Origin of the sequence: Brumimicrobium salinarum (genome assembly GCF_002844555.1) — a bacterium.
GTDB classification, from domain to species: Bacteria; Bacteroidota; Bacteroidia; order Flavobacteriales_D; family Crocinitomicaceae; genus Brumimicrobium; species Brumimicrobium salinarum.
This window is the reverse complement of record NZ_PJNI01000013.1, coordinates 11,670-33,766: the sequence shown is the minus strand read 5'-3', so window position 1 is coordinate 33,766 and position 22,097 is coordinate 11,670. Positions and strand designations below refer to the sequence as shown.

26 protein-coding genes are annotated in these 22,097 nt (G+C 33.3%); 11 read left to right on the top strand and 15 right to left on the bottom strand.

What is annotated here, in order from left to right; translation table 11 throughout:
* Positions 1-121: 121 nt before the first annotated feature.
* The 3 genes from CW751_RS11500 to CW751_RS11490 are packed head-to-tail and all read right to left on the bottom strand — an operon-like array spanning position 122 to position 2,014.
* Positions 122-763 carry an NUDIX hydrolase gene (locus CW751_RS11500; RefSeq protein ID WP_101335181.1) on the bottom strand — a complete coding sequence of 214 codons (642 nt, stop codon included), beginning with the start codon at positions 761-763 and terminating at the stop codon, positions 122-124.
* A gap of 8 nt (positions 764-771) precedes the next feature.
* Positions 772-1,455 (bottom strand): hypothetical protein, encoded by a 684-nt coding sequence (locus CW751_RS11495; protein WP_101335180.1) that lies wholly within the window; start codon positions 1,453-1,455, stop codon positions 772-774.
* On the bottom strand, positions 1,424-2,014 hold the full coding sequence (locus tag CW751_RS11490; RefSeq protein WP_101335179.1) for a pseudouridine synthase: 591 nt from the start codon (positions 2,012-2,014) through the stop codon (positions 1,424-1,426). The genes CW751_RS11495 and CW751_RS11490 overlap by 32 nt, the downstream gene beginning before the upstream one ends.
* Before the next feature lie 104 nt (positions 2,015-2,118).
* On the opposite strand from CW751_RS11490, the gene CW751_RS11485 reads away from it, so the two are divergent.
* Positions 2,119-2,892: an enoyl-CoA hydratase-related protein gene (locus tag CW751_RS11485; RefSeq protein ID WP_101335178.1), complete on the top strand. Its 774-nt coding sequence runs from the start codon at positions 2,119-2,121 to the stop codon at positions 2,890-2,892.
* Positions 2,893-2,937: 45 nt separating this feature from the next.
* Positions 2,938-4,095, top strand: a complete 1,158-nt coding sequence (locus tag CW751_RS11480; protein ID WP_101335219.1) for a 3-hydroxyacyl-CoA dehydrogenase NAD-binding domain-containing protein — start codon at positions 2,938-2,940, stop codon at positions 4,093-4,095.
* Between the two features lie 108 nt (positions 4,096-4,203).
* Here the strand turns inward: CW751_RS11480 and CW751_RS11475 are convergent, their stop codons facing one another.
* Together CW751_RS11475 and CW751_RS11470 are read right to left on the bottom strand one after the other, a co-directional pair.
* Entirely contained in the window at positions 4,204-5,358 is a 1,155-nt protein-coding gene (locus CW751_RS11475) for a tetratricopeptide repeat protein (protein ID WP_101335177.1), read from the bottom strand.
* Positions 5,333-5,908 (bottom strand): RNA polymerase sigma factor, encoded by a 576-nt coding sequence (locus CW751_RS11470; protein ID WP_101335176.1) that lies wholly within the window; start codon positions 5,906-5,908, stop codon positions 5,333-5,335. The genes CW751_RS11475 and CW751_RS11470 overlap by 26 nt, the downstream gene beginning before the upstream one ends.
* A 233-nt stretch (positions 5,909-6,141) precedes the next feature.
* Here CW751_RS11470 and CW751_RS11465 point away from each other — a divergent pair, with 233 nt between their 5' ends.
* Together CW751_RS11465 and CW751_RS11460 are read left to right on the top strand one after the other, a co-directional pair.
* Positions 6,142-6,342 (top strand): hypothetical protein, encoded by a 201-nt coding sequence (locus CW751_RS11465; protein ID WP_101335175.1) that lies wholly within the window; start codon positions 6,142-6,144, stop codon positions 6,340-6,342.
* 50 nt (positions 6,343-6,392) lie between these two features.
* A complete protein-coding gene (locus CW751_RS11460) occupies positions 6,393-6,875 on the top strand; it encodes a Dps family protein (protein WP_101335174.1) in 483 nt (160 codons plus the stop codon).
* Between the two features lie 101 nt (positions 6,876-6,976).
* Here CW751_RS11460 and rpe read toward each other — a convergent pair whose 3' ends face one another.
* Positions 6,977-7,627 carry a ribulose-phosphate 3-epimerase gene (gene rpe / locus CW751_RS11455; RefSeq protein ID WP_101335173.1) on the bottom strand — a complete coding sequence of 217 codons (651 nt, stop codon included), beginning with the start codon at positions 7,625-7,627 and terminating at the stop codon, positions 6,977-6,979.
* Between the two features lie 46 nt (positions 7,628-7,673).
* Positions 7,674-9,266 (bottom strand): L,D-transpeptidase family protein, encoded by a 1,593-nt coding sequence (locus CW751_RS11450; RefSeq protein WP_101335172.1) that lies wholly within the window; start codon positions 9,264-9,266, stop codon positions 7,674-7,676.
* A 78-nt stretch (positions 9,267-9,344) separates the two neighbouring features.
* On the opposite strand from CW751_RS11450, the gene CW751_RS11445 reads away from it, so the two are divergent.
* From CW751_RS11445 to CW751_RS11435, 3 genes are read left to right on the top strand one after another with little or no spacing between them, the layout of a single operon-like run.
* On the top strand, positions 9,345-9,974 hold the full coding sequence (locus CW751_RS11445) for a rhomboid family intramembrane serine protease (protein ID WP_101335171.1): 630 nt from the start codon (positions 9,345-9,347) through the stop codon (positions 9,972-9,974).
* A gap of 1 nt (position 9,975) precedes the next feature.
* Positions 9,976-10,842, top strand: coding sequence for an aminotransferase class IV (locus tag CW751_RS11440; protein ID WP_101335170.1), 867 nt, complete (start codon positions 9,976-9,978; stop codon positions 10,840-10,842).
* Entirely contained in the window at positions 10,839-11,378 is a 540-nt protein-coding gene (locus CW751_RS11435; RefSeq protein ID WP_101335169.1) for an NADPH-dependent FMN reductase, read from the top strand. Before CW751_RS11440 ends, CW751_RS11435 begins: the two co-directional genes overlap by 4 nt.
* 521 nt (positions 11,379-11,899) lie before the next feature.
* Here CW751_RS11435 and CW751_RS11425 read toward each other — a convergent pair.
* From CW751_RS11425 to CW751_RS11420, 3 genes are read right to left on the bottom strand one after another with little or no spacing between them, the layout of a single operon-like run.
* Complete coding sequence (locus CW751_RS11425; protein WP_101335167.1) at positions 11,900-12,628, bottom strand: hypothetical protein; 729 nt, start codon at positions 12,626-12,628, stop codon at positions 11,900-11,902.
* Positions 12,609-12,785 (bottom strand): hypothetical protein, encoded by a 177-nt coding sequence (locus tag CW751_RS15450; RefSeq protein WP_165779297.1) that lies wholly within the window; start codon positions 12,783-12,785, stop codon positions 12,609-12,611. The genes CW751_RS11425 and CW751_RS15450 overlap by 20 nt, the downstream gene beginning before the upstream one ends.
* A gap of 51 nt (positions 12,786-12,836) precedes the next feature.
* Positions 12,837-13,394 (bottom strand): REP-associated tyrosine transposase, encoded by a 558-nt coding sequence (locus CW751_RS11420; protein ID WP_101335166.1) that lies wholly within the window; start codon positions 13,392-13,394, stop codon positions 12,837-12,839.
* Between the two features lie 463 nt (positions 13,395-13,857).
* On the opposite strand from CW751_RS11420, the gene CW751_RS11415 reads away from it, so the two are divergent.
* Both CW751_RS11415 and CW751_RS11410 read left to right on the top strand, forming a co-directional pair.
* Positions 13,858-14,193 carry a helix-turn-helix domain-containing protein gene (locus tag CW751_RS11415; RefSeq protein ID WP_101335165.1) on the top strand — a complete coding sequence of 112 codons (336 nt, stop codon included), beginning with the start codon at positions 13,858-13,860 and terminating at the stop codon, positions 14,191-14,193.
* 40 nt (positions 14,194-14,233) lie between these two features.
* The gene (locus CW751_RS11410) at positions 14,234-14,566 is read left to right on the top strand and encodes a hypothetical protein (protein WP_101335164.1); all 333 of its coding nucleotides are present in this window, start codon (positions 14,234-14,236) and stop codon (positions 14,564-14,566) included.
* Positions 14,567-14,614: 48 nt separating this feature from the next.
* Here CW751_RS11410 and CW751_RS11405 read toward each other — a convergent pair whose 3' ends face one another.
* The 4 genes from CW751_RS11405 to CW751_RS11390 form a co-directional block, all read right to left on the bottom strand.
* Positions 14,615-14,803, bottom strand: coding sequence for a hypothetical protein (locus CW751_RS11405; protein WP_101335163.1), 189 nt, complete (start codon positions 14,801-14,803; stop codon positions 14,615-14,617).
* Between the two features lie 51 nt (positions 14,804-14,854).
* On the bottom strand, positions 14,855-15,412 hold the full coding sequence (locus CW751_RS11400; RefSeq protein WP_101335162.1) for an REP-associated tyrosine transposase: 558 nt from the start codon (positions 15,410-15,412) through the stop codon (positions 14,855-14,857).
* An 817-nt stretch (positions 15,413-16,229) separates the two neighbouring features.
* On the bottom strand, positions 16,230-17,177 hold the full coding sequence (locus tag CW751_RS11395) for an alpha/beta hydrolase (RefSeq protein WP_133122206.1): 948 nt from the start codon (positions 17,175-17,177) through the stop codon (positions 16,230-16,232).
* Entirely contained in the window at positions 17,104-17,463 is a 360-nt protein-coding gene (locus CW751_RS11390) for a hypothetical protein (RefSeq protein ID WP_101335160.1), read from the bottom strand. The genes CW751_RS11395 and CW751_RS11390 overlap by 74 nt, the downstream gene beginning before the upstream one ends.
* 189 nt (positions 17,464-17,652) lie before the next feature.
* Between CW751_RS11390 and CW751_RS11385 the strand changes: the two genes are divergently transcribed.
* On the top strand, positions 17,653-19,836 hold the full coding sequence (locus CW751_RS11385) for a glutamine synthetase III family protein (RefSeq protein ID WP_101335159.1): 2,184 nt from the start codon (positions 17,653-17,655) through the stop codon (positions 19,834-19,836).
* A gap of 161 nt (positions 19,837-19,997) precedes the next feature.
* Entirely contained in the window at positions 19,998-20,690 is a 693-nt protein-coding gene (locus CW751_RS11380) for a Crp/Fnr family transcriptional regulator (RefSeq protein ID WP_101335158.1), read from the top strand.
* A gap of 154 nt (positions 20,691-20,844) precedes the next feature.
* On the opposite strand, the gene CW751_RS11375 is transcribed toward CW751_RS11380, so the two are convergent.
* A complete protein-coding gene (locus CW751_RS11375) occupies positions 20,845-22,053 on the bottom strand; it encodes an aspartate aminotransferase family protein (RefSeq protein ID WP_101335157.1) in 1,209 nt (402 codons plus the stop codon).
* Between the last annotated feature and the right edge of the window lie 44 nt (positions 22,054-22,097).

The window sequence follows — 22,097 nt, the reverse complement described above, 5'->3', positions numbered from 1 at the left end:
TTTGTTTTGAAATATTGAAAAGTGTTGCCTTCGATCCATTCGGCTAGCTTAGGAACTTCAGGCGCAGTCAAGGGTCTTCTTAGAGAAATATACTAGTTTTAGTTATATTGTTAGGTTGATTTTATAAGTCAAAATGTTTTTTTTCGAGTAACTCTTTAAACTCGTGTAGAATAAGCGCAGTTGCACCCCAAACAACTTTATTATTAATGTCAAAATAGGGAATGTTATTTAGTGTCTTATTTCCATATATTTCAATATTGGTTTTTTTGATTGCATTTTTTTCTAATAATTGGGTAAGGGGAAAGGTGAAAATTTCGGCTACTTCTCTTGGGTTTGGTGTAAAAACTGGGGTTTCTAAGTAGTGAAATACATAAGGTTGTATACTGAAATTGCTAATCGGAATAAAGACAGGAGTGAGTTCACCCATAAAACTAAAATGATCATGAATGAGTCCAGTCTCCTCAACACATTCACGAACAGCTGTTTCCACTAAGTCCTGGTCAAATTCTTCTTTTTTTCCACCTGGTAGACAAATTTCTCCACTATGAAAACCAGCATACGGTGAACGCTCGGTTAAAACTCCCTTGAGTTCACTCTTATTTTCATAAATGACCAATGCAACAGCGCTTTTGCGGTAATTGATAGCATTCTTTATGGCTTCAGAAGAACGTCCACGACCTGAAGGTGACATGGGAATATGTGCATTTTCACCTGGGAGTTGGAGTTTTAATCGTTTTTGAATCTCTGTTAATGTAATGGACACTGTTTTATTTATAATTTAATGTTCTTAAAAATTTCTATTAAATCTTGATGCATAAAATGAGCATTACGGGTACTCATAATTCCTTGAAGTAAATAATACTTGTTTCCAACTTGAAAAACACCGAATTGGTGAAAAATTTCGGACATATATCGATTCTTTTTTCCTTTTATGCTTTTTGTGATTATGGGCACTCCTTCATAAGTGGTTGTTTTTGAATCTGTAGAGATTATTGCTTCTGATAAAGCTTGTTTTTTGATTTGTATAGCATAATTCAAAATAACTTGCATATTATTTTTTGGGGATTCATTTCGATGGGTAAAATAACTTTTATAAAACGACATTGATTGACTTGGGATTTCATCAATCGATATATAAACTTCTTTATCTCGACAATGATAATTGTGCTCATTGTTTAAACTAATAGATTGATATATTTTACGAAAACAACTAGGCAGGGTTAGGGTAACTTCGGATATGTGTTGATTTGGAATATGTAAGTCAAAGACTTCATTTTCAAAGTGTTTTAAGGGTGTTTTGTAAATGCTTTCGGGCTTTTTCTCAGCCTGACAACCACTGAGGAGACTGTAAGTTAATATGATTAACAGTGAAAAAGCAGCTTGTTTTATCAAGATCTTTTGAGTGCGCGTATTTACTGTTGTCTTACTTTTCATTCCAATTAGGTATAACTTCATTTGGGTTGATTTCTATAACATCTCCAGGTCGCATTTTACCTAAAGTAAGTGCACCTACTGAAAAACGAACAAGTCGCAATGTTGGGAATCCTACTGCAGCTGTCATCTTACGAACTTGCCGGTTTTTTCCTTCTTTCAAAGTCAAAGCGATCCAACTCGTAGGAATATCTTTTCGAAATCTTATCGGAACACTCCGCTCTGGAAGATTTGGAGACTCAATTTTTATACACTTCGCTGGAGCAACCTGATGTGTTTTCCCATTGTGTTTTATTTGAATTGTTCCTGCGGCTAATTCCTCACAAGCTTGATTTGTAATTTCTTGATCAACTTGCACATAATACGTTTTTTCAATTTTGTCTAAAGGTGATAATACTTTGTTTTTGAATTGATTATCGTTTGTCATTAAAAGTAGACCTTCACTTGTTTTGTCGAGTCTTCCAATGGAATAAACATCCTTTGGAAATGTATATAAATCACCTAAAAGACTAGCATTTTCAGCCCCTGTAAATTGTGAGAGCATATTAAACGGTTTGTATATGGCGTAATATTTTTTTTTCATCTTGACCTCTAAAGTATTAAAAATGGATTGAATTAATCAAAATAATAAGTTCTAAAAGGATAAAGTGGAAGATTCTTTTATATTTTTAGGCAAAAAGAAAGAAAATGGTTTTAGATTTTGTTAAAAAAGATGGAGTGGCGACACTAAAATTTAATCGTCCAGATAAATACAATAGTTTCAATCAAGAATTAGCCTTCGCAGTTCAAAAAGCATTGGATGATTGTAAAAAAGATGATGATATACGCACGATTGTTCTGACTGGAGAGGGGAAAGCATTTTGTGCGGGTCAAGATTTAGCAGAAGCAACAGATCCAAACGGTCCACCTTTAAAAAATATAGTAGGGAAACATTACAATCCAATCATAACTCAATTGCGAGATATTGAAAAACCAGTTATAGCGGCTGTAAATGGTGTCGCAGCTGGAGCAGGTGCAAATATAGCTTTGGCATGTGATATTGTTGTTGCTAAAAAATCAGCTACTTTCATTCAGGCTTTTGCAGCCATTGGACTTATTCCAGATTCAGGTGGAACATTTTTTCTTCCACGTCTTGTTGGAGCCCAAAAAGCAATGGCGCTCATGATGTCTGGAGATAAGGTTTCCGCAGATGAAGCTGAAGCTATGAATATGATTTATAAATCTATTGCAGATGATGAGTTTGATCAATTTGTAACAAAAATGGCCGCTAAAATGGCAAAGATGCCAACAAGAGGTTATGGTTTGACAAAGAAAGCAATTAATGCTTCGTTTAATAATTCCTTAAAAGAACAATTAGATTTAGAAGAAAAACTACAAGCCATCGCAGGTAGCACCTCCGATTTTAAAGAGGGAACTCAAGCGTTTCTAGAGAAAAGAAAACCAAATTTCACGGGGAAATAACAAGCAAATAGTTTTAAGCATAAAGAGAAATATATAATGAGTAAAATAAAAGTAGGGATTTTAGGAGCTGGAACGATGGGCGCCGGAATAGCTCAGGTAGCTGCACAATCGGGGCATAAAGTCGTGCTAGTTGATGTGAATGCAAGTGCAATTGAAACTGCAAAAATAAAATTACATCGCATTGCAGAACGGTTAATTGAAAAAGGAAAGTGGACCCAAGATTTTGGAGATGCATTGTTTGGTCGTATTACTTTTTCTACTGATTTAAATGACTTTGAAGGTGCAGGATTAGTAATAGAAGCAATTGTTGAAAATATTGAAATAAAACATGCTGTTTTTTCAAAGTTAGAGGCTATTGTTGATCAAGATTGTATCTTAGCTTCGAATACCTCATCTTTGTCAATTGCTGCTATCGGTTCGGTGTTAAAATCACCTCATCGTGTCTTGGGAATACATTTCTTTAACCCAGCACCACTTATGCCTTTGGTTGAAATCATCCCAGCAGTTCAAACCAACGAGAGCGTTGTGAAAACCGCACGAACATTAATTGACTCATGGGACAAAGTTACTGTTCTTGCCAAGGATACACCCGGTTTTATTGTAAATCGTGTAGCACGTCCTTTTTATGGAGAAGCCTTAAGAATTTACGAGGAAGGGATTGCTGATTTTGCTACAATCGATTGGGCAATGACTCAATTAGGTGGATTTAGAATGGGACCCTTTACTTTGATGGATTATATTGGAAATGATATCAATTATACCGTTACGGAAACAGTTTTTGAAGCATTTTATTACGATCCACGATACAAACCTTCTTTTACGCAAAAAAGACACGCTGAGGCAGGGTATTTAGGTAGGAAATCAGGTAGAGGTTACTACGATTACGCTGAAAATGCTGTTAACCCAAAAGCTCAAGAGAATGAAGTGGTAGGTAAGCTGATATTAAATCGGATTTTAGTTATGCTGATAAACGAGGCTGCGGATGCATTATTTTTGAATGTTGCAACAAGAGATGATATTGATTTAGCAATGACTAAAGGTGTAAATTATCCAAAAGGATTATTAAAATGGGCCGATGAAATTGGAATTAGCAATGTTCTCGATCAATTACAGGCATTGTTTGAAGAATATGGAGAAGATCGTTACAGACCAAGTCCATTGTTGAGAAGAATGGCTAAAAGTCAAACAAAGTTTTACGATTAATTTTTAATCAAAATAAGAGTTCAGCTTCCATGTTTGAGGCTGAGCTCTTAATATTCTCTGTCCACCTGATTGTAATCAACTTTTAGGTGTTAAATGGTAATGATTTAACTACTCTAATTCCTTGAGTTTTTCTTGGGCTTTCTGACTGTAAAATCCATTTTCCTTCACAATCTTTTTTAACAGATATCTGGCCTTCATAAAATTATTTTGTTCCAGATGAGCCTGAACGATAAACCACCTTGCTTCTTGTCTGAAATTACCGTAACCCAGTGTATAGGAGGAACGCAATAAATTTTGTGCTTTTTTAAATTCGCCTAAGTTAAAGTAACATAAACCTCCATAAAAGTTTGCATTTACATCCTTTGGATAAGTATCTAGTATTTCAAGATATTGTCTTAATGCTATTTTAAATTTGCCCTTGCTAAAATGTTCAGCCGTATTTGATAAATAATTAAAATAAGTGTATTCTTTCGTTTGATAAGAAGGCGAACTTGGTGATTCACTTTCTTGATCATGTGCCGCTTTATTTGCTGGTAATCCTGAAGAAACAAGACTTCGCTCTTTAATTGGTTTGCTTCTATATGCTCTGTAATCGACATTTTTTAGTCCAGATAAATACACTTCCTTAGCCTGATTGTATTTCAAATTTGAACTTGTTTCATTTGGAATTTTTCCTTTTGATTGAATAGGTAAAACGTTATTAATAGCGGTGTCTGTGTCTTTCTTTTTACTCGAATTCTTTGTATGAATCTTTGTTTCTCTGTTTTGTGATTTTAAGGTCTGTTTTTTTTCAAAAGCTTTAATTTCTTCTTGATTGGCTTTGATTTGAGAGGATGTTATCATTTTCTCAGAAGAAATTGTTGCCAATTCATTAATTGATTTGTTTTCTGTGTCTTTAGATGATGCAGATGTAGAAGTATAATTGTTTTTAGAAGTGTTTTTATTTCCTTGATAGGTGAAAATAATTAAAAGTGTCATCACTAAAGTGAAAAATAATAGTGTCCAAAGCATTCCGTTTTTTGAAGAATTGTTGGATTTGGAATTGAGATGTTGTGCCATTTTCTCATCCGTTGTTTTCATTCCCTCAGCAACCGATTCGTTAGTTTCCTTCCATCCTTCTAAAGCCTCTTCATTGAATGCCGAACTTGCTGCTTTAATTTCAATTTCATGCTGATGTTCGCCATCCTTATAGTCTTGAATCTCATGGCGACTCAAAGGCTTTTTAGGACCAAATATTTTATTGAGTATATTTAAAAAGACCATTTTCTTTTAATTTTATTTTTAAATTTCTTTTACCATTCTGAACTCCACTTTTAACCTTTTTGATTGTGATGTTAAGTAATTCACTTACTTCTTTGTAGGTTTTCTTCTCTAAATAAAAAAGTTTAATGATTTGATCTTGTGGTGGCATTAATTCAGCAATAGCTTTTTCAAGTAAAGTGAGTTTGATTTCTTGAAGTTCCTTTTCCTCTACTTCGTTTGAATCTTCAATAATTTCTTCAGCTATAGGCAAGTGATGCTGTTGTTTCTTTCTTAAAAGCATCAAACATTTGTTTTTAGTGAGGATAAACAACCATGATTTAAAGTATTTAATTTCATGCTTTTTTAGTTTGGTCCCTAAATCCATAAATATCTCCATGACAAAGTCCTCCGCAGTTGTTTTGTTTTTGAGATAATTCATACATGTTCCCATCACTAAATGACCATATCGCCTATAAAGTTCACCGATAAAATCTTCATTGCTCGTTTGTCGATACAATTGAATCAATTCATCATCCGTTTTCTTTGCTATTTCTTTCCGTCTTATTCTCATGGACTTCTTTGAGATTCATTATTCTCGAATTTCCATAAATATACATTTAAAACTTAAAACAATTTAAAAAAGCGGTTGACTTGAAGAGCGAAATTGTTTCAAATTATTTATCGGGTAGACAAGGTATTTAATGAGATATCATGAATAACTTAATTTTTAAGTTTTTTTAATAGTATTTATGCTGACGGTCGTTAATTTATGCTTACTTTAATCGAAACGAAAAACAATCAGTCATGGGTAAAAAAGAGGAAATACAAAAAGAAATAAACGATTTAACAAATAAAATTAGAGATGAAAAGCCTGGAGCCTACAAGCATTTGATGGAATCTCCAGAAACTATTCCCAACGACCAGAACAAAAACAGTGATGATTTTGTTAAGTCTCTAGAAAAGTATAAAAATCAACTAGAAGGAATTTTAACAAAGGATGATTAAATAGTAAATCATCGCCAATAATTAATAACAAATAAAAACAAACAATTAAAATGAAAACGTTTAAAAATTTAGGTTTCGAATCAGAAGAGTCTGAAAAAGTAGTAAACCATTTAAACTTATTACTTGCTAACCTGCATGTACACTATCAAAAGTTAAGAAATTACCATTGGAATATCACAGGTGGTGAATTTTTTGATATCCACGAAACTACGGAAGCTGAATATACAGAGGTAGTTGGTGAAATTGATGAAATTGCTGAAAGAATTCGAGTTTTTGGAGCAACTCCATATAGTACTATGGCAAAATATCTAGAAGTTTCAGAAATTGAAGAAACAGGCACTGATTTGAATGCCAAAGAAATTGTTTCAGAGATTTTAAAAGATTACGAGATTTTATTTTCTTTTATGGTAGACACCATTGAAACTGCTCGCGAAATTGGAGATATCTCAACAGACGATTTGGTTACTGGTTTTATGCGTAGAAGAGAGAAAATGCACTGGATGCTAACTTCTTATAACGCAGAAGAAAAATAATGAAGTAGTTGTTTTAACTACAATTACTGATAAGTTTAAAAAAAATGCTGAGTTTAATTTCAGCATTTTTTTTGTTTTATGATTGTGAATGAAGCAAAGTACTAAAGTGTACTTAATTGTGTTATCGTTTCTTTGGGGTTATCAGAACCAAAAACAAAACTTCCAGCTACAAGTGCATCGGCTCCTGCATCAACGAGCTTTTTTCCTGTTTCTAAATTTACACCACCATCTATTTCAATTAAAGTAGAACTACCGGAATTGTTGATTAAAGTTTTTAACTCACGTACTTTATTGAGCGTTTCTGGAATAAATTTTTGACCACCGAATCCAGGATTAACCGACATGATTAATACCAAGTCTATATCTTGTATGATGTTTTTTAGTAAATCAATTGGTGTGTGCGGATTTAGTGCTACACCTGTTTTCATTCCCAATGTTTTTATTCGTTGTAGTGTTCGGTGTAAGTGAGGACAAGCTTCGTAATGAACCGTTAAGATTTCAGCACCTGCATTTTTGAAATCCTCTAAATAATCATCGGGTGTGGCGATCATTAAATGCACATCTAATGGTTTTTGAGCGTGCGTATGAATTGCCTTCATTACTGGTAAACCAAATGAAATATTGGGAACGAATTGTCCATCCATAATGTCAATATGAATCCAATCCGCATTACTTTCATTCAAGAGTTTTACATCGCGTTCTAAATTAGAAAAGTCTGCTGATAATACAGAAGGTGAAATTATTGTGCCCATCTTTTTTTATCCAAAAGTACAAATTTTCTTTGCTTTCCAATTGTTTTCACTTAAAAAGAGAATAGAGTGGTGCTTCCAAATTATAAACATCCTTATAAAACCTAATTTGATGCGTTGAATCACTAATCCCTGCAGTGTGGTATACAACATGAACAGGAAAAGTATCTTTTAATATTAAGTATGTTTCTTTATCTCGTTTGCGTAATGCCGGAAGTGAATCTTTATAAGCATGTTCTTCCAGAGCCAGAATATGCTTTGATAAGTCAAAAGGATCTTGTGTTCTTATGCAGCCATGACTAAAAGTTCGAGCATCTCTATTGAATAAATACCGTGAAGGAGTATCATGAATATAGATTGAATGCTGGTTAGGAAACATAATTTTAACATGTCCAAGGCTGTTTAGTCTTCCAGGTTCTTGTCGAATGAAAAAAGGAAAAGTTGAAACCGAATATTTGTTCCAATCTATGCTGTCTGGATTAACAGTTTCTTTGTCTCGATTCAACACTGTGTAATGATTGCGCATTAAGTAGGTGCTGTCTTTTTTTAAATGAGGCAGTATTTCTTGACTCGCAATAGAATAGGGGACATTCCAATATGGATTTACAACAATATATTTCATGGTTGCACTGAAAATTGGTGTTTGATTGGATTGTGTTCCCAAAATAACTCGGTTGGTTGAAATACGTTCACCTTTATTATAAAATCGTAATAAAAAACTGGGAATATTAATAGCGATGAATTTGCTTTGTATTAAAGAATCTGGAAGACGTCTTAGCTTGTCTAAAGTTATCATTCCTTTAATATACCTTGCGTGATTGGATGACATTAAAACAGATAGGGTGTTTTTTCCCAATTTACCATCTTCATTTAAACCATTGTAGGACTGAAATTCTTTTAATTTTTCAATCGTTTCTTTATGTTTTAGAAGGGTATCAGATATGAAATTTCGATGATAGAGTTGCTGAACTATAAATTTATGAACAGCAATAGAATCTTTTAAATCTTCTGGTTTTACTGCGTTAACATTCTGTTCAACAGGATGTTTTGCAAAGAAATGATTAAGAGCAAAATGAAATCGAATAACATTGGCGTTAGGAGCCATGTAGGTAATTAAATGTTCAATCCATGAACGATCAGCAGCGAAAGAGTTAATGAATTCTAATACCACGTGAGGACTGACACGTTCACTTGGATGTAAATTCATTTTCTTTAAATCAAATAAAGGATTGTGCTGTAGGTGAAGAAACGATGCAATACGCAAAAGTGTTACAATCTCTTTTTCTTCTTTTGTAGAATTGGTTAGATCTAAATTTGACTCAAAATAATGAAAGGGGATATTTAATAAGGTATCATTATTAACATAGTTAAAAAAATGCTTAGTATTATCAGTTAAAGGTTTAGATTTTTTGATCCATACAGCTTGGTTGTTTCTTAATTTGTAAAAAGCAACACACCAATTTGATAATTTTTTTTCTAAGTTAAGTGCATGAATGTTTTTTTCATCGATAAAAATTGGTTCTTCATCGATATTCTTACCTGAGTTCAATTCGTTTTCATTATATTCATTGGCAGCATTGCAACTAATTAGAAGCAATACAACAAGAAATGGAATTAAAAATAGGCTAAAAATCCTCCTCATAACGTAGGTTTGTTAGAGTGAAAGTACTGATTTTTTATTTCTAATCGTTTTTTTAATTTAAAAAGATACAAACTTTTTATGCAAATACAGCAGTTTCCAGTAACCTTAGTAATTATAGTGGCAACAGTTATTATTTCACTCCGTGCGCTTAAAGATGCAGAAATGAAGTATAAATGGATATTCTACCCGTTTAAAGTCAATAAGGAAAATGAGTTTTATCGTATTTTATCGCATATTTTCATTCATGGCGATGGATTACATTTACTTTTTAACATGTTCGTTTTATTTTCATTTGGTAGACAAATGGAATTTGTGCTCAATGATTTTTATGGGCAAGGATTAGGAAGTTTGCATTTCTTTTTACTTTATTTTTTAGGAGGTTTAGCAGCTGCTATTTGGCCTTTTGTGAGAAATAAAGATAATCCAAACTATATGAGTTTAGGAGCTTCTGGAGCAGTTTCTGCTATTTTGTTTGCTTCAATTTTGTGGTTGCCTCAAGGAGGGATTTATCTCATGTTCATACCTTTTGAAATTCCAGCTTGGCTTTTTGGAATCTTGTATTTATTGTTTGAGTTTTATATGAGTAAAAAAGGAGGAACCGGAATAGCGCATGACGCACATTTTGGAGGTGCTGTTTTTGGAATTGTGTATGTGCTTCTAATTAATTTTGATAAGGGAAAAGCATTTTTTGAATATATACTCAGTTGATATGGAAAAATTATACGTAAACAACAATGGAGAATTATTAGAAAATAACGAACCGAGTATTCGGGCAGGAAATAGGGCGCATTTATATGGTGATGGTCTTTTTGAAAGTATTCGTGTCATATCGGGGAAACCCATTAATCTAGAGGTGCATATTTTACGTTTGAAAGAAGGAATGGCTGCCTTGAAAATGCGAATACCTAACTTTTTCACAGTTTCCTTCTTTGAAAAACAAATTGAAACGCTTTTATCTCATTCTGGAATAAAAAATGGCGGACGAATTAGACTTTCTGTTGATCGATCAAGAGGAGGAACCTATACGCCAGCCACAAATGAAGTGTCTTTTTTAATTGAAGCACATCCATTAGAGAATAATCAGTTTTTGCTTAATAATAAAGGGCTAGAGGTGGATTTATTCACAGAAATAAAAAAGGAAAACAACAAGCTCGCTAATTTTAAAACTAAAAATGGACTGATTTATATTTTGGGGGCTATTGAAGCACAAGAGAAAGATTTAGATGATCTATTGATTTTAAATAATAAAGGAGGAATTATAGAATCAACGAATTCAAATCTTTTTGTAGTGAGCAATGGCGTTCTTTACACTCCATCATTGGATGAAGGTTGTTTAGGTGGAACAATGCGAATGACCATTATTAATATGGCTTTAGAAAACAACATTAAGGTTTATGAATCTGCAATTACACCACAGAACTTATTAATAGCCGATGAAGTATTTTTAAGCAACGCCATAAACGGTGTGAAATGGGTAGGGGGATACAGAACAAAACGATATATGAACACAATTTCAATGAAATTTATACATTTGTTAAACGAAAAGTTTTCTAATCAAACAATGACAGCAGAATGAAAATAATTGGATTTGCAGGGAGTAATAGTAGAAATTCGATCAACAAAAAATTGGTAAAACATACCCTAGATAAAATTGAAAATCAAAACACTGAATGGTTGGATATTACTGATTATCCCTTGCCAATATTTGGTGTAGATTTAGAAGAAAAAGAAGGCTATCCCGAGTCGATTAAATCTTTCTTAGAGCGAATTCATTCTGCCGATGGAATTATTATTTCTTTAGCAGAGCATAATGGCTCATATACGGTTGCTGCAAAAAATTTATTGGATTGGTGCTCACGTTATCAAAGTGGTTTTTTTCAGGATAAACCTGTTTTTTTGATGGGAACATCACCAGGAAGTTATGGTGCTAAAAATGTATTGGATGCAGCTAAAAAACGCCTGCCAAAATTTGGAGCAAATATAATCTCTGTATTCTCACTGCCTTCATTCAATGATCATTTTTCCGAAAAAGAAGGAATTAAATATGAAAACTTACAAATTGAACATGAAGCATGTTTGCAGAAATTTATTGATTTTTTAGAGAGAAGTTGATATTTTTTGATTGTGATTCTTTAGAAAATAATCTGTATGATGACAAAGGCCACGAAAAGGCTTCGCCAAATCTCGCGGCAGCCCTTGGGGTTTTAAATGGTGAAAAACCTGACAAAGCAAAATATAGAGAACAGATAAAGAATGAGCAGAAAGAAAGACTTCAAGAGAATCGGGAGTTCAATGGTTGTCCGTTAGTTTGTGTCTGATGGGGAGCGTGCGTCTTGCTATCAAAATTACGGTGCTAACAAGACTATTCTCACGAAAAAATATTGAATTTAACAAAACACCAGTAAAGTTTTTTAAATCAAGAGAACTTAGATTGAGAAAATTTAAAATCTTCAAAATTGAGCTCATTTTTCAAAGCTGACCAATATTGGAACAGTTTTTTTGCGGAATGATGTAGAGTACGCACACGTAACATCATGTTTTTCAATAAACTTCGTTACAACGAAGGGTTCTTTTCGCTTTTACCTCGGGAGTAGCGCCGACAGCTGTACGGATTGCGCACGAGCTTGGGGCAATTACTCTTTTATATTACAATTCCCTAAAATAATAGGCTCTTCAATGGGTTCATTACTAAAAAAACCAAGCCTTCTACATTTATCTAAAATTTCATCTGAGATTATTCCTTTTTCCCCTTCTGACTTAAAATATTCTTCAAGTTCATCTAAGCATTTAAACCTAAACCTGTCTTTTTCTAATTTCAATTTTTCTAAGTTGTCATCTCTTCTTGCCCGTTTTAGTTTTATTCTTCGCTTTTTAAATTCAATTTCATAAGTATAATAAACGTTATCTCTGAATAGCTTTAAATAACACCACGCTCTTGTCGAGTCTGATAAGGAATTTCTTATATATACTCCAAATCTTTTATTTTGATTAATGTAGTTTATTCTTTTAGGGTATTTTACGTTCCATATTATAGACTCATAATCTTTATGGTATCCATCTAAAACCCCATTGAAAATGCACATTGAGTCTATAGGTTTGTTAACTGATTCATGCATTTGTATAACAATTCCCGTATAGAGTTTTTGTGAACTAGAATCAATGTAATAATTTGAATACATTGAAGAAGGGGTCACAGAGGTTTTCTCTATAATTCTTTCTCCATTTTCTCCTAAGAAAGTATATCCATAATTCTTTTCTTGACAAGAAGATTTACTACTAATTAGAATAACAATTATTATTAATAAAAATTTCAACATTTCTGCATTTTTAATTCTTAAAATATCACCATAGAGTTGGTCCATCTGGAACAGTACTACTAGCTGAAGGAGGAGGAGTTGACAGCGGGATCACACGTATATTTGCTGGAATCGCACCTGCATCAATTAAATCATTCCGAATTTGATTGGCATTTGCTCTTGATTGTGCTGGAGTATTCCCCCCGCTACCGCGAGATTTCATCTCGTGGTAGTCTGAATCCTAACTGTTACCTTGTTTAAAAATACAAATATTTTACAATCCAACAACCACAACTCCATTTAAAACACCTTTCTCACCACTATAGTCTACTGCGCTGCTGTATGGATAATCTTCTGGTCTAAAACCAAGTCCTTGCTCTACAGGATTATTATGGATATATCTAATTTTTTGAGAAATTACAAAATTACTCCATAGTTCAATTGGTTTATTGTCTTGTCGCCAGAATTGATTATATGTTACATTAGATTTTTTACTTCCATTGCGTTTAAAAGTTTCCAACAAATTTTCTTTTCTACTTTCCCTGTCATTTTCTTTAATTGCTTTTACGACAGCCATGCTTGTATGTCGTTTAAAACTTCCGAGTAACTGACCTGGTGGTATTCCTTCAGTACTTCTAAAAACTAAATGGACATGATTTGACATTATACACCATGCGTAAATTTCCATTCCTTTTTTTTCTTGACAATAATGTAAACTGTCAATTAAAATGTCTTTGTATTCATTTCTTGTAAATACATCTAACCATTCTACAACTGAAAAACTTACAAAATAAGGTGCTTCAGGGTTGTGAAACCGATAATTTCTACTCATTTGATTTAGGTTTATTGGGTTAATACTAAATAAGTTAGTGAAAATTATTCAATCAAGGTTTATGGAATGATGTTTTTGTGAGCTTTTTTGACTGAGATATATGTTTGGAGACCCAAGGCCACGAGAAGCTGCGCTAAATCTCGCGGCAGCTTGGGGCGTCTTGTTTTCAAAACTATAACGATAAAAGAGTTATTCACTCGACAAATTCACTGAGTTTGGCCAAATATCAAATCAATTTCTCAAATCAAGAAATTTTGGATTGAGAAAATTTAAAATCCTTGAAATTGAGGTGACTTTTCACGGCTGACCAATATTGGAACAGTTTTGTTGCGGAGTTATGTGGAGTGTGCATTCGTGTTGGTAACTTTCTCGGCTTTTTTGTTTTTATAGATGTTTTTTATCACCAAAAAGTATTGTATATTTGCCATAACCTTGTGTTTAGAGGGTTATAAAGCATTTAAGTATGACTTTTGGAGAAAAAATATCAATATTAAGAAAGCAACTAAAATTGTCGCAAGATGATTTAGCTAAGAAAATTGGAACTTCTGCACCTATTGTAGGAAGATATGAAAGAGGAGAAATTAAACCGTCTATTGAGGTAGCTTCTAAAATTGCAGATGCGTTAAGCGTAAGTATGGATTACTTACTCGGGAAAACAGACAAAATGATTCTGGATAAAAAAACAATGCAACGATTACAAGACATAGAACAACTTTCAAAAGAAGATAAAGTTCATATATTTTATGCCCTTGATAATTTGATTAAAGCTGCTAAACTTAAAAATATTACTGCGCTATGAAAGTGCACAGCAAAGTAATTCAAAGCAAATAATTATCCTAATGAAAGTCTTTAAAAATAAACATTTATACATTTATTCATTGTTCATAGCTTTTTTACTCTACAGTTGTGGGCAGAATAAAATCATTGGTCATTGGTTTAATGAAGATTCAAACATCATCTTAGAAATTAACAAAAATGAACTGACTTTTAAAATACCTGAAGAGAATCATCAACTTAAGCTTAACTATGAGAATAAGAATGACTATCTATACTTCACTAATGAACTAAAATTAAAAGATTCTATTAAAGTAATACAGGCCTCAAAAGATACTCTCGTTTTAGCTTTGAAAGAAAAAGGAAAAATAGTGCGTAAAACTTTTATAAAAAAATAGTTTATGCTATCCTTATAGACTCAAATACATAACATACAATTCATTAAATCAATCCTCCTGTTTCTTAATCCCCTCAGTATAGTTATCTATAAGATAATTAAGTTCTTTAGTTTTAACTTCTAAACTATTCTGTACACCTTGTAATTCACTTTCATTGCGTCGAATTGTATTTTCAATTTCTTTAATACCATCTTCTCTCCAATGCTTAGTAATCCCCCCGCTACCGCGAGATTTCATCTCGTGGTAGTCTGAATCCTAACTATTACCTTGTTTAAAAATACAAATATTTTACAATCCAACAACCACAACTCCATTTAAAACACCTTTCTCACCACTATAGTCTACTGCGCTGCTGTATGGATAATCTTCTGGTCTAAAAACAAGTCCTTGCTCTACAGGATTATTATGGATATATCTAATTTTTTGAGAAATTACAAAATTACTCCATAATTCGATTGGTTTATTGTCTTGTCGCCAGAATTGATTATATGTTACATTAGATTTTTTACTTCCATTGTGTTTAAAAGTTTCCAACAAATTTTCTTTTCTACTTTCCCTGTCATTTTCTTTAATTGCTTTTACGACAGCCATGCTTGTATGTCGTTTAAAACTTCCGAGTAACTGACCTGGTGGTATTCCTTCAGTACTTCTAAAAACTAAATGGACATGATTTGACATTATACACCATGCGTAAATTTCCATTCCTTTTTTTTCTTGACAATAATGTAAACTGTCAATTAAAATGTCTTTGTATTCATTTCTTGTAAATACATCTAACCATTCTACAACTGAAAAACTTACAAAATAAGGTGCTTCAGGGTTGTGAAACCGATAATTTCTACTCATTTGATTTAGGCTTATTGGGTTAATACTAAATAAGTTAGTGAAAATTATTCAATCAAGGTTTATGGAATGATGTTTTTTGTGAGCTTTTTTGACTGAGATATATGTTTGGAGACCCAAGGCCACGAGAAGCTGCGCTAAATCTCGCGGCAGCTTGGGGATTACTTTCTTATTCATTCTTTTCAAATTCTATTGGTAAAAATCTGCACCTGAAAGAATTAAAAATTGGGATTTATAGTATTCCCCCTTATTTATCAACTTCGTTGTAACGAAGAGTTCTTTTCGCTTTTGTCTCGGGACTTGCGCGGTAAATACAAACAAGTAAAAATTATTTTCTTTTAGTGATGGATGAGACCAATAAATTTGTAAAAAGCTACTGTTTACACCATACGTTTTTAATTTACCTTGACTAATAATAGCCTTGATGTCCATTTATCAATTGATATTTTCTTGTTGCGGAATATGCACTCAAAAACGATTCTTCTTTAGTCGGTATAAAATGATTAAGTCTATAAGTAAGTCTATAAAGGAAAGTATTAGAATGCATGCTAATAAGTATGTCTCATTATGTTTTCCCCAGTAAACCGATAAACAGATAATTATTACAGAAGATATTAAAATTATAAATCTATTTTTTAGAATTAAGACATCATTCGTTAAAATCATAATTATTCTTATAGGAGCAAAAACACCAAAAATTAAGAAAATCTCATATCCATATTTGGAATCTAATAAGCAAATTGCAAGGTATAAAATACAGATACTACAAAATATTGAAATATACAATCGTAAAGCCTTCATAAATCAGATAAGTGTCGAATTATTTCATTTGTTCTTGTTCAAGGTCTCCTACCTCAATACTAGGAATTCTTGTAGGTTTATCTAATGGATCTAACTTTCTATCCTTTTTAAGCTTGATATTCATTGGTCCAACATTCTCTAAAAAATGACTGTTAAATAATCCTGATACATTAGATTTGCTACGCAACATGTAATTAGTTGTTTTCACTTTATCATCCCAAAAGATCCTTTGTCCATAATAATCTGAACCGCTAAGACCACCAGCGACTTTATCCTCAAACGTCCAAAAATGTATATGGTCATTAACTCCCGTTGTTGCCTCAGGATCTTCCCAACTTTTATATTCAAATGGATTTAAGTCAACAGCAGAAGGATTGACAGGTGTATTTAATGTTATTAAATTTACCTTAATACCAAATCTTTCATAAATCATATCTGCTGTTTGTATAGCTACATTTCCACCATGACTATATCCAATCAAAGTGATTTCTTCGTCAATTATAGCATTTTCTTTTCTAAATTGTATTATATATTCAACCAACCTTCCAGCTGCTTCACGTCTTTCACCTTTTGAGTTTGTTTGAAAAGCCAAATCCGACCAATCAAAAGTGGAATTTGTCGTCTGATTATTAGTAAACTTCAGAAGCTCTTTCATTAACTTTCTATCAGCTTCATTATTAGACCATGACTGACCATCTTGTTTAGTTCCATGTATAAAAAAGGCTTCGAGCCCCTCCAATTCAATCGCATCTAAAACTCTATTTTCACTAAAAGCATATGGACTATTATGTGGAAATTTAGAAGCTAATGGGTCAACATTAAAGAACCTTCCAACCCTTGGATCGTGCATACGATACTTGTAATTCACACTATTGCCCTCACCTTTAACCTCGTCATTCATTTCCTGACCTTGGAAGCCATAACGATATCCTCCCATCACCACATATCCATTTCCACTTCCATTCAAAAATAACGTTTTTCTTTTCACTTGCCAAACTTCTACGTATTTCTTTTACTTTTCCGCTCACCGTCCAGATTATTGTATCAATTTCTTCTTGTTTATCTTTAACCAATCGTCCTTCAGCATCATAAGAATAATTGTTATCTGTGTTTATCAAAGTTGGATCTGAAGTATATAATCCCATATCATCAATATCTGTACTGTCAATATTGCTCGCAACAGCATCATTAATATGGTACAATCGATTACGCAACAAGTTACCATCTCCATCTTTCTGATAACGGTAAGTCATATCTTCAATTTTCGTTCCTGCTCTTTTGTGTCTATTTTTTGTGAATAGGTTCTTTTTTTATAGGGTTGATTTAAGTAAAATATGATTTATTCCAAAAATACCCCTTAAAAAATAGGGGTGTTGAAAAAAAATATAAAAATTAACATAACTTTCTTTTTCCTTTTTCTACTTTTGACAAAAAAATATAAAATGTCATCAGCGAGAAAAAATGCATACCAAGATGTTTTACATCGAACTTCTAAAAAATTTGAATGGGAAGGGAAAATATCAGAGAAATTTGGAGAAAATGTATTTTATGAAGATAAAATGCGTGAGTACTTGCCAGATCAAGCTTACAAATCAATAAAAAGTGCGATTCAACACGGAACGAAAATAGATAGAAATATTGCTGATGTTGCTGCTTCTGCTATGAAAGAATGGGCGCTTGAAAAAGGGGCGACACATTATACGCATTGGTTTCAGCCATTGACAGGTGCAACAGCTGAAAAACACGATGCTTTCTTTAAGCCTATCGGTCCTGGTAGGGCCATAGAGCAATTTAGTGGAGATTTATTGGTTCAACAAGAACCTGATGCATCTTCATTTCCAAATGGAGGAATAAGAAATACTTTTGAGGCCAGAGGTTATACAGCTTGGGATCCTTCTTCTCCTGCTTTTGTAATATCTAATACATTATGTATTCCAACGATTTTTATTGCCTACACAGGTGAAGCATTAGATTATAAAATGCCACTTTTAAAAGCTTTAAATGCGGTAGATAAAGCAGCGGTGGAAGTTTGTAAATATTTCGATAAAAAGGTAACAAAAGTTAATGCTACCTTAGGCTGGGAACAAGAGTACTTTCTAATTGATAAAGCATTTTATAATGCCCGACCTGACCTAATGATGACGGGACGTGTTTTATTTGGACATCCGCCGGCGAAAGGTCAGCAGTTAGATGATCATTATTTTGGATCTATTCCAGAACGTGTAACCAATTTTATGCGTGATTTTGAAATGGAAGCCATTCGATTGGGTATTCCTGTTGCAACGCGCCACAACGAAGTTGCTCCTAATCAATTTGAATGTGCTCCGATTTTTGAAGAATGTAATTTAGCCAATGATCATAATCTTTTATTGATGGATTTGCTGGAGAAAGTTGCTAGAAAACATGATTATAGAGTCGTCTTACATGAAAAGCCATTTCCGGGATTAAACGGTTCTGGAAAGCATAACAACTGGGCATTGGCTACAGATACGGGTGTGAACTTATTGGCTCCTGGGAAAAATCCCAAAAGTAATTTACAGTTCCTTACGTTTTTTGTTAACACAATAAAGGCTATTCATGAACATTCAGATACTTTACGCGCCTCTATTGCAAGTGCTTCAAATGACCATCGTTTAGGCGGACACGAAGCTCCTCCAGCGATTGTTTCTGCTTTTATTGGTTCGTATTTAACTACTTTGTTGGATGATTTAGAAAAAAATATTAAAGCCGGTAAAATGACACCTGCGGATAAAACAGAGTTGAAACTTAATATTGGTAAAATTCCACAAATATTATTGGACAATACCGATAGAAATAGAACTTCACCTTTTGCGTTTACTGGAAATAAATTTGAATACAGAGCGGTTGGATCATTGGCCAATTGTGCACAACCTATGATTACAATCAATACGATTGTTGCTAATCAGCTGGAAGAGTTTAAAATTGCTGTTGATAAGCGCATTAAGTCTGGTAATGGCAAAGATGAAGCAATTCTCAAGGAGCTTCAAAAGTTGATAAAAGAATCTAAATCTATACGTTTTGAAGGAAATGGATACAGTGAAAGTTGGATTAAAGAAGCAGAGAAAAGAGGCTTAAGTAATTTAAAAGATGCACCAAGTGCTTTGAAAGTTTGGGAACGCCAAGATGTAATTGATGTTTTTGAAAAAATGCAAGTCTTTTCAAAAAGGGAATTATTAGCACGACAAGAAATTGAATATGAAAAATACATTATGCGTATTCAAATTGAAGCACGCTTGATTGGTGATCTAACGCAAAACCACATTATTCCTGTTGTGGTGGATTATCAAAATAAGTTAATTGAAAATATTCAAGGAATAAAAAGTGTTTTAGGAAAGGATGCTGAACAGGGAATCGTCGCTCAAAAAGGAATTTTGGTTGATCTTTCTATGCACATGAATAAAATGCAAGAGTATGCGCGTGAAATGCTAGAAAACCGAAAAAAGGCAAATAAAATCGAAGACATTGCGAAACGATCGGAAGCCTATCGTGATACTGTGCGTGTTTACTTTGATAAAATTTCATATCATACAGATAAACTAGAGATTTTAGTTGATGATGAAACATGGCCTTTTCCTAAATTAAGAGAAATGTTATTTACTAGTTAAGTGAGTAGCGTGGAGATGGTATCTTGAAAAAATAAAAAAAATGCTGTAATATATTTGCAGCATTTTTTTGTCTTATTGTCAGGGTTTTCGAACCTTTTTTACTTCACTTTGTTTTATTCTCGACAGAACATTACAAACGTGTGTAATCAAAGTGATTTAAAATGCTAAACAATACAGAAAAAACTCATTTTTATAACGAAATTAGTTTGTTTGAAAACTTGCCAGCAAACAGTAAAGACAAAGTTTTAAATAATCTTGAAATTCTGACTTTAAAGAAAAATAATTATCTTTTTGATAATGAGCAAACCAATGACCGTGTTTATTTTGTACTCCAAGGACGAGTAAAAATATTAAACTCCTTTAAAAATGGAAAAACAAGTATCAAGCGTATTCTGTATGCTGGAGATTTCTGGGGAGAATATGCGCTTGTAGATGTAAAGGAGGCTAATCATTTCGAAAGTGCAGCCAAAGCAATGGATAAGGAAACGATCGTAGCTGCTGTTTCACTCGACTTTTTCAAGAAATTATGCAATCAGCATCCACAAATTTTCCAATTATTATATCAGAAAACGGTAAACACGTTCAGAAAAGTTGATAATCGGTTGAGCTCAATAATGCTGAAAAAGTCGAAACAAATTATCATTGATTTCTTAAATGAATTAGCAGTTGACATCGGCCGACCTATTGGCTACGAAACTTTAATCAAGCACAATTTAACACATCAAGAAATTGCGAATATGACAGGTATATCTAGGCAAAAGGTAACTACCATACTCAATGAATTGAAGCAGGAAGGCTTAATTCACTTAGAGCGAAACGCTATTCTTGTTCATGATTTGAAAATGTTGAGGTAGTTGTTTTATTTGTTTAGGAAAAAAATGTATGCAGAATGCTGTTCTCTCTTTTAAAATAAGACAGACAATAATTATCTAATTGGAGTAAATGATGAATATTACCAAAACGGTCAACGCTATTTAGGGAAGTACAAAGTACATAATTCATCGTTCATCATTCATAATTAATCAAACATTCCCCAAAAGCTGCTCGCAAAATATCAACCGCTTCTTTCGCTTCATCCCAACTTAATGTTAATGGAGGACTTAATCTAAAACTTTCTGGATGAGATAAAAACCAAAACGACAGCATTCCTTTTTCGAGGCATTTTAAAACAATTTGATTCACGATTTCGGCATCTTCCATATCAATGGCGAACATCATTCCTACACGTCTAATTTCCTTAACAATTTTAAAATTGAGTAGTTCGTCTTCAATAAATTGACCAATTCTATCTACTTCTTCGTAGTCAATTTCTGACAAAACTTTTAATCCAGCCGCAGCTGCTGCACAAACTACCGGATGTCCACCAAATGTTGTAATGTGCCCCAACATTGGATCATGACTAAATAAATCAAGATTTTCTTGACTACTCACCAAAGCTCCAATTGGCATTCCTCCGCCCAAGGCCTTTCCAAGTGTCAGAATATCGGGAACAATTCCTGAATGTTCAAAAGCGAAATGCTTTCCTGAACGTCCCATACCACATTGAATTTCATCGAAAATTAATAGGGTTCCAGTTTCATCGCATCTTTTTCTAAGCGCTGTAAGGTATTCAGTTGTTGCTTGTCGAACTCCAGCGTCACCTTGTATTGTTTCAAGAAAAACACCCGCCGTTTTCTCTGTAATTTTACTTAAATCTTCAATAATATTATGGTGAATGAAATTAACTTCTGGCAAAAGCGGTTCAAATGGCTTTTTCTTAATTTCTTTACTTGAAAGACTCAAGCTTCCGTTTGTACTTCCATGATAAGCGCCGTAGCAAGAAATGATTTCTCTTCTCCCGGTTACTCGTTTGGCTAGTTTTATTGCAGCTTCATTGGCTTCTGTTCCAGAATTTACGGCATAAACAGCGTTCAAAGAGGAGGGAAGCATTGCTGTTAAACGTTCAGCCATTTCTAGTGGAGCATCTTGAATAAATTCTCCATAAACCATAACATGCAAGTGTCGGTCAATTTGTGCTTTTAGGGCTTTTACAACTTCTGGATGGTTGTGACCAATATTGTTTACCGCCACGCCTGCTATCATATCTAAATAAGCCTTTCCAGTTTTATCGTAGAGGTAACTTCCTTTTGCATAATCAACTTCGATTAAAAAAGGAAATGGACTGGTTTGTCCTTGAATGCTTTTGAATTTTTCTGCAATTGAAGATTTTTTCTCCATAAAAAAAAGTGAATAGTTGAAAAAAATTAAACGAATGAAATAGG

Bases quoted from the DNA above. Each gene is read 5' to 3' on its own strand.
- CW751_RS11495 (WP_101335180.1), bottom strand. From the start codon at position 1,455: ATGAAGTTATACCTAATTGGAATGAAAAGTAAGACAACAGTAAATACG.
- CW751_RS11490 (WP_101335179.1), bottom strand. From the start codon at position 2,014: ATGAAAAAAAAATATTACGCCATATACAAACCGTTTAATATGCTCTCA.
- CW751_RS11485 (WP_101335178.1), top strand. From the start codon at position 2,119: ATGGTTTTAGATTTTGTTAAAAAAGATGGAGTGGCGACACTAAAATTT.
- CW751_RS11475 (WP_101335177.1), bottom strand. From the start codon at position 5,358: ATGGTCTTTTTAAATATACTCAATAAAATATTTGGTCCTAAAAAGCCT.
- CW751_RS11470 (WP_101335176.1), bottom strand. From the start codon at position 5,908: ATGAGAATAAGACGGAAAGAAATAGCAAAGAAAACGGATGATGAATTG.
- CW751_RS11465 (WP_101335175.1), top strand. From the start codon at position 6,142: ATGGGTAAAAAAGAGGAAATACAAAAAGAAATAAACGATTTAACAAAT.
- CW751_RS11460 (WP_101335174.1), top strand. From the start codon at position 6,393: ATGAAAACGTTTAAAAATTTAGGTTTCGAATCAGAAGAGTCTGAAAAA.
- rpe (WP_101335173.1), bottom strand. From the start codon at position 7,627: ATGGGCACAATAATTTCACCTTCTGTATTATCAGCAGACTTTTCTAAT.
- CW751_RS11450 (WP_101335172.1), bottom strand. From the start codon at position 9,266: ATGAGGAGGATTTTTAGCCTATTTTTAATTCCATTTCTTGTTGTATTG.
- CW751_RS11445 (WP_101335171.1), top strand. From the start codon at position 9,345: ATGCAAATACAGCAGTTTCCAGTAACCTTAGTAATTATAGTGGCAACA.
- CW751_RS11440 (WP_101335170.1), top strand. From the start codon at position 9,976: ATGGAAAAATTATACGTAAACAACAATGGAGAATTATTAGAAAATAAC.
- CW751_RS11435 (WP_101335169.1), top strand. From the start codon at position 10,839: ATGAAAATAATTGGATTTGCAGGGAGTAATAGTAGAAATTCGATCAAC.
- CW751_RS11425 (WP_101335167.1), bottom strand. From the start codon at position 12,628: ATGGACCAACTCTATGGTGATATTTTAAGAATTAAAAATGCAGAAATG.
- CW751_RS15450 (WP_165779297.1), bottom strand. From the start codon at position 12,785: ATGAAATCTCGCGGTAGCGGGGGGAATACTCCAGCACAATCAAGAGCA.
- CW751_RS11420 (WP_101335166.1), bottom strand. From the start codon at position 13,394: ATGAGTAGAAATTATCGGTTTCACAACCCTGAAGCACCTTATTTTGTA.
- CW751_RS11415 (WP_101335165.1), top strand. From the start codon at position 13,858: ATGACTTTTGGAGAAAAAATATCAATATTAAGAAAGCAACTAAAATTG.
- CW751_RS11410 (WP_101335164.1), top strand. From the start codon at position 14,234: ATGAAAGTCTTTAAAAATAAACATTTATACATTTATTCATTGTTCATA.
- CW751_RS11405 (WP_101335163.1), bottom strand. From the start codon at position 14,803: ATGAAATCTCGCGGTAGCGGGGGGATTACTAAGCATTGGAGAGAAGAT.
- CW751_RS11400 (WP_101335162.1), bottom strand. From the start codon at position 15,412: ATGAGTAGAAATTATCGGTTTCACAACCCTGAAGCACCTTATTTTGTA.
- CW751_RS11390 (WP_101335160.1), bottom strand. From the start codon at position 17,463: ATGACTTACCGTTATCAGAAAGATGGAGATGGTAACTTGTTGCGTAAT.
- CW751_RS11385 (WP_101335159.1), top strand. From the start codon at position 17,653: ATGTCATCAGCGAGAAAAAATGCATACCAAGATGTTTTACATCGAACT.
- CW751_RS11380 (WP_101335158.1), top strand. From the start codon at position 19,998: ATGCTAAACAATACAGAAAAAACTCATTTTTATAACGAAATTAGTTTG.
- CW751_RS11375 (WP_101335157.1), bottom strand. From the start codon at position 22,053: ATGGAGAAAAAATCTTCAATTGCAGAAAAATTCAAAAGCATTCAAGGA.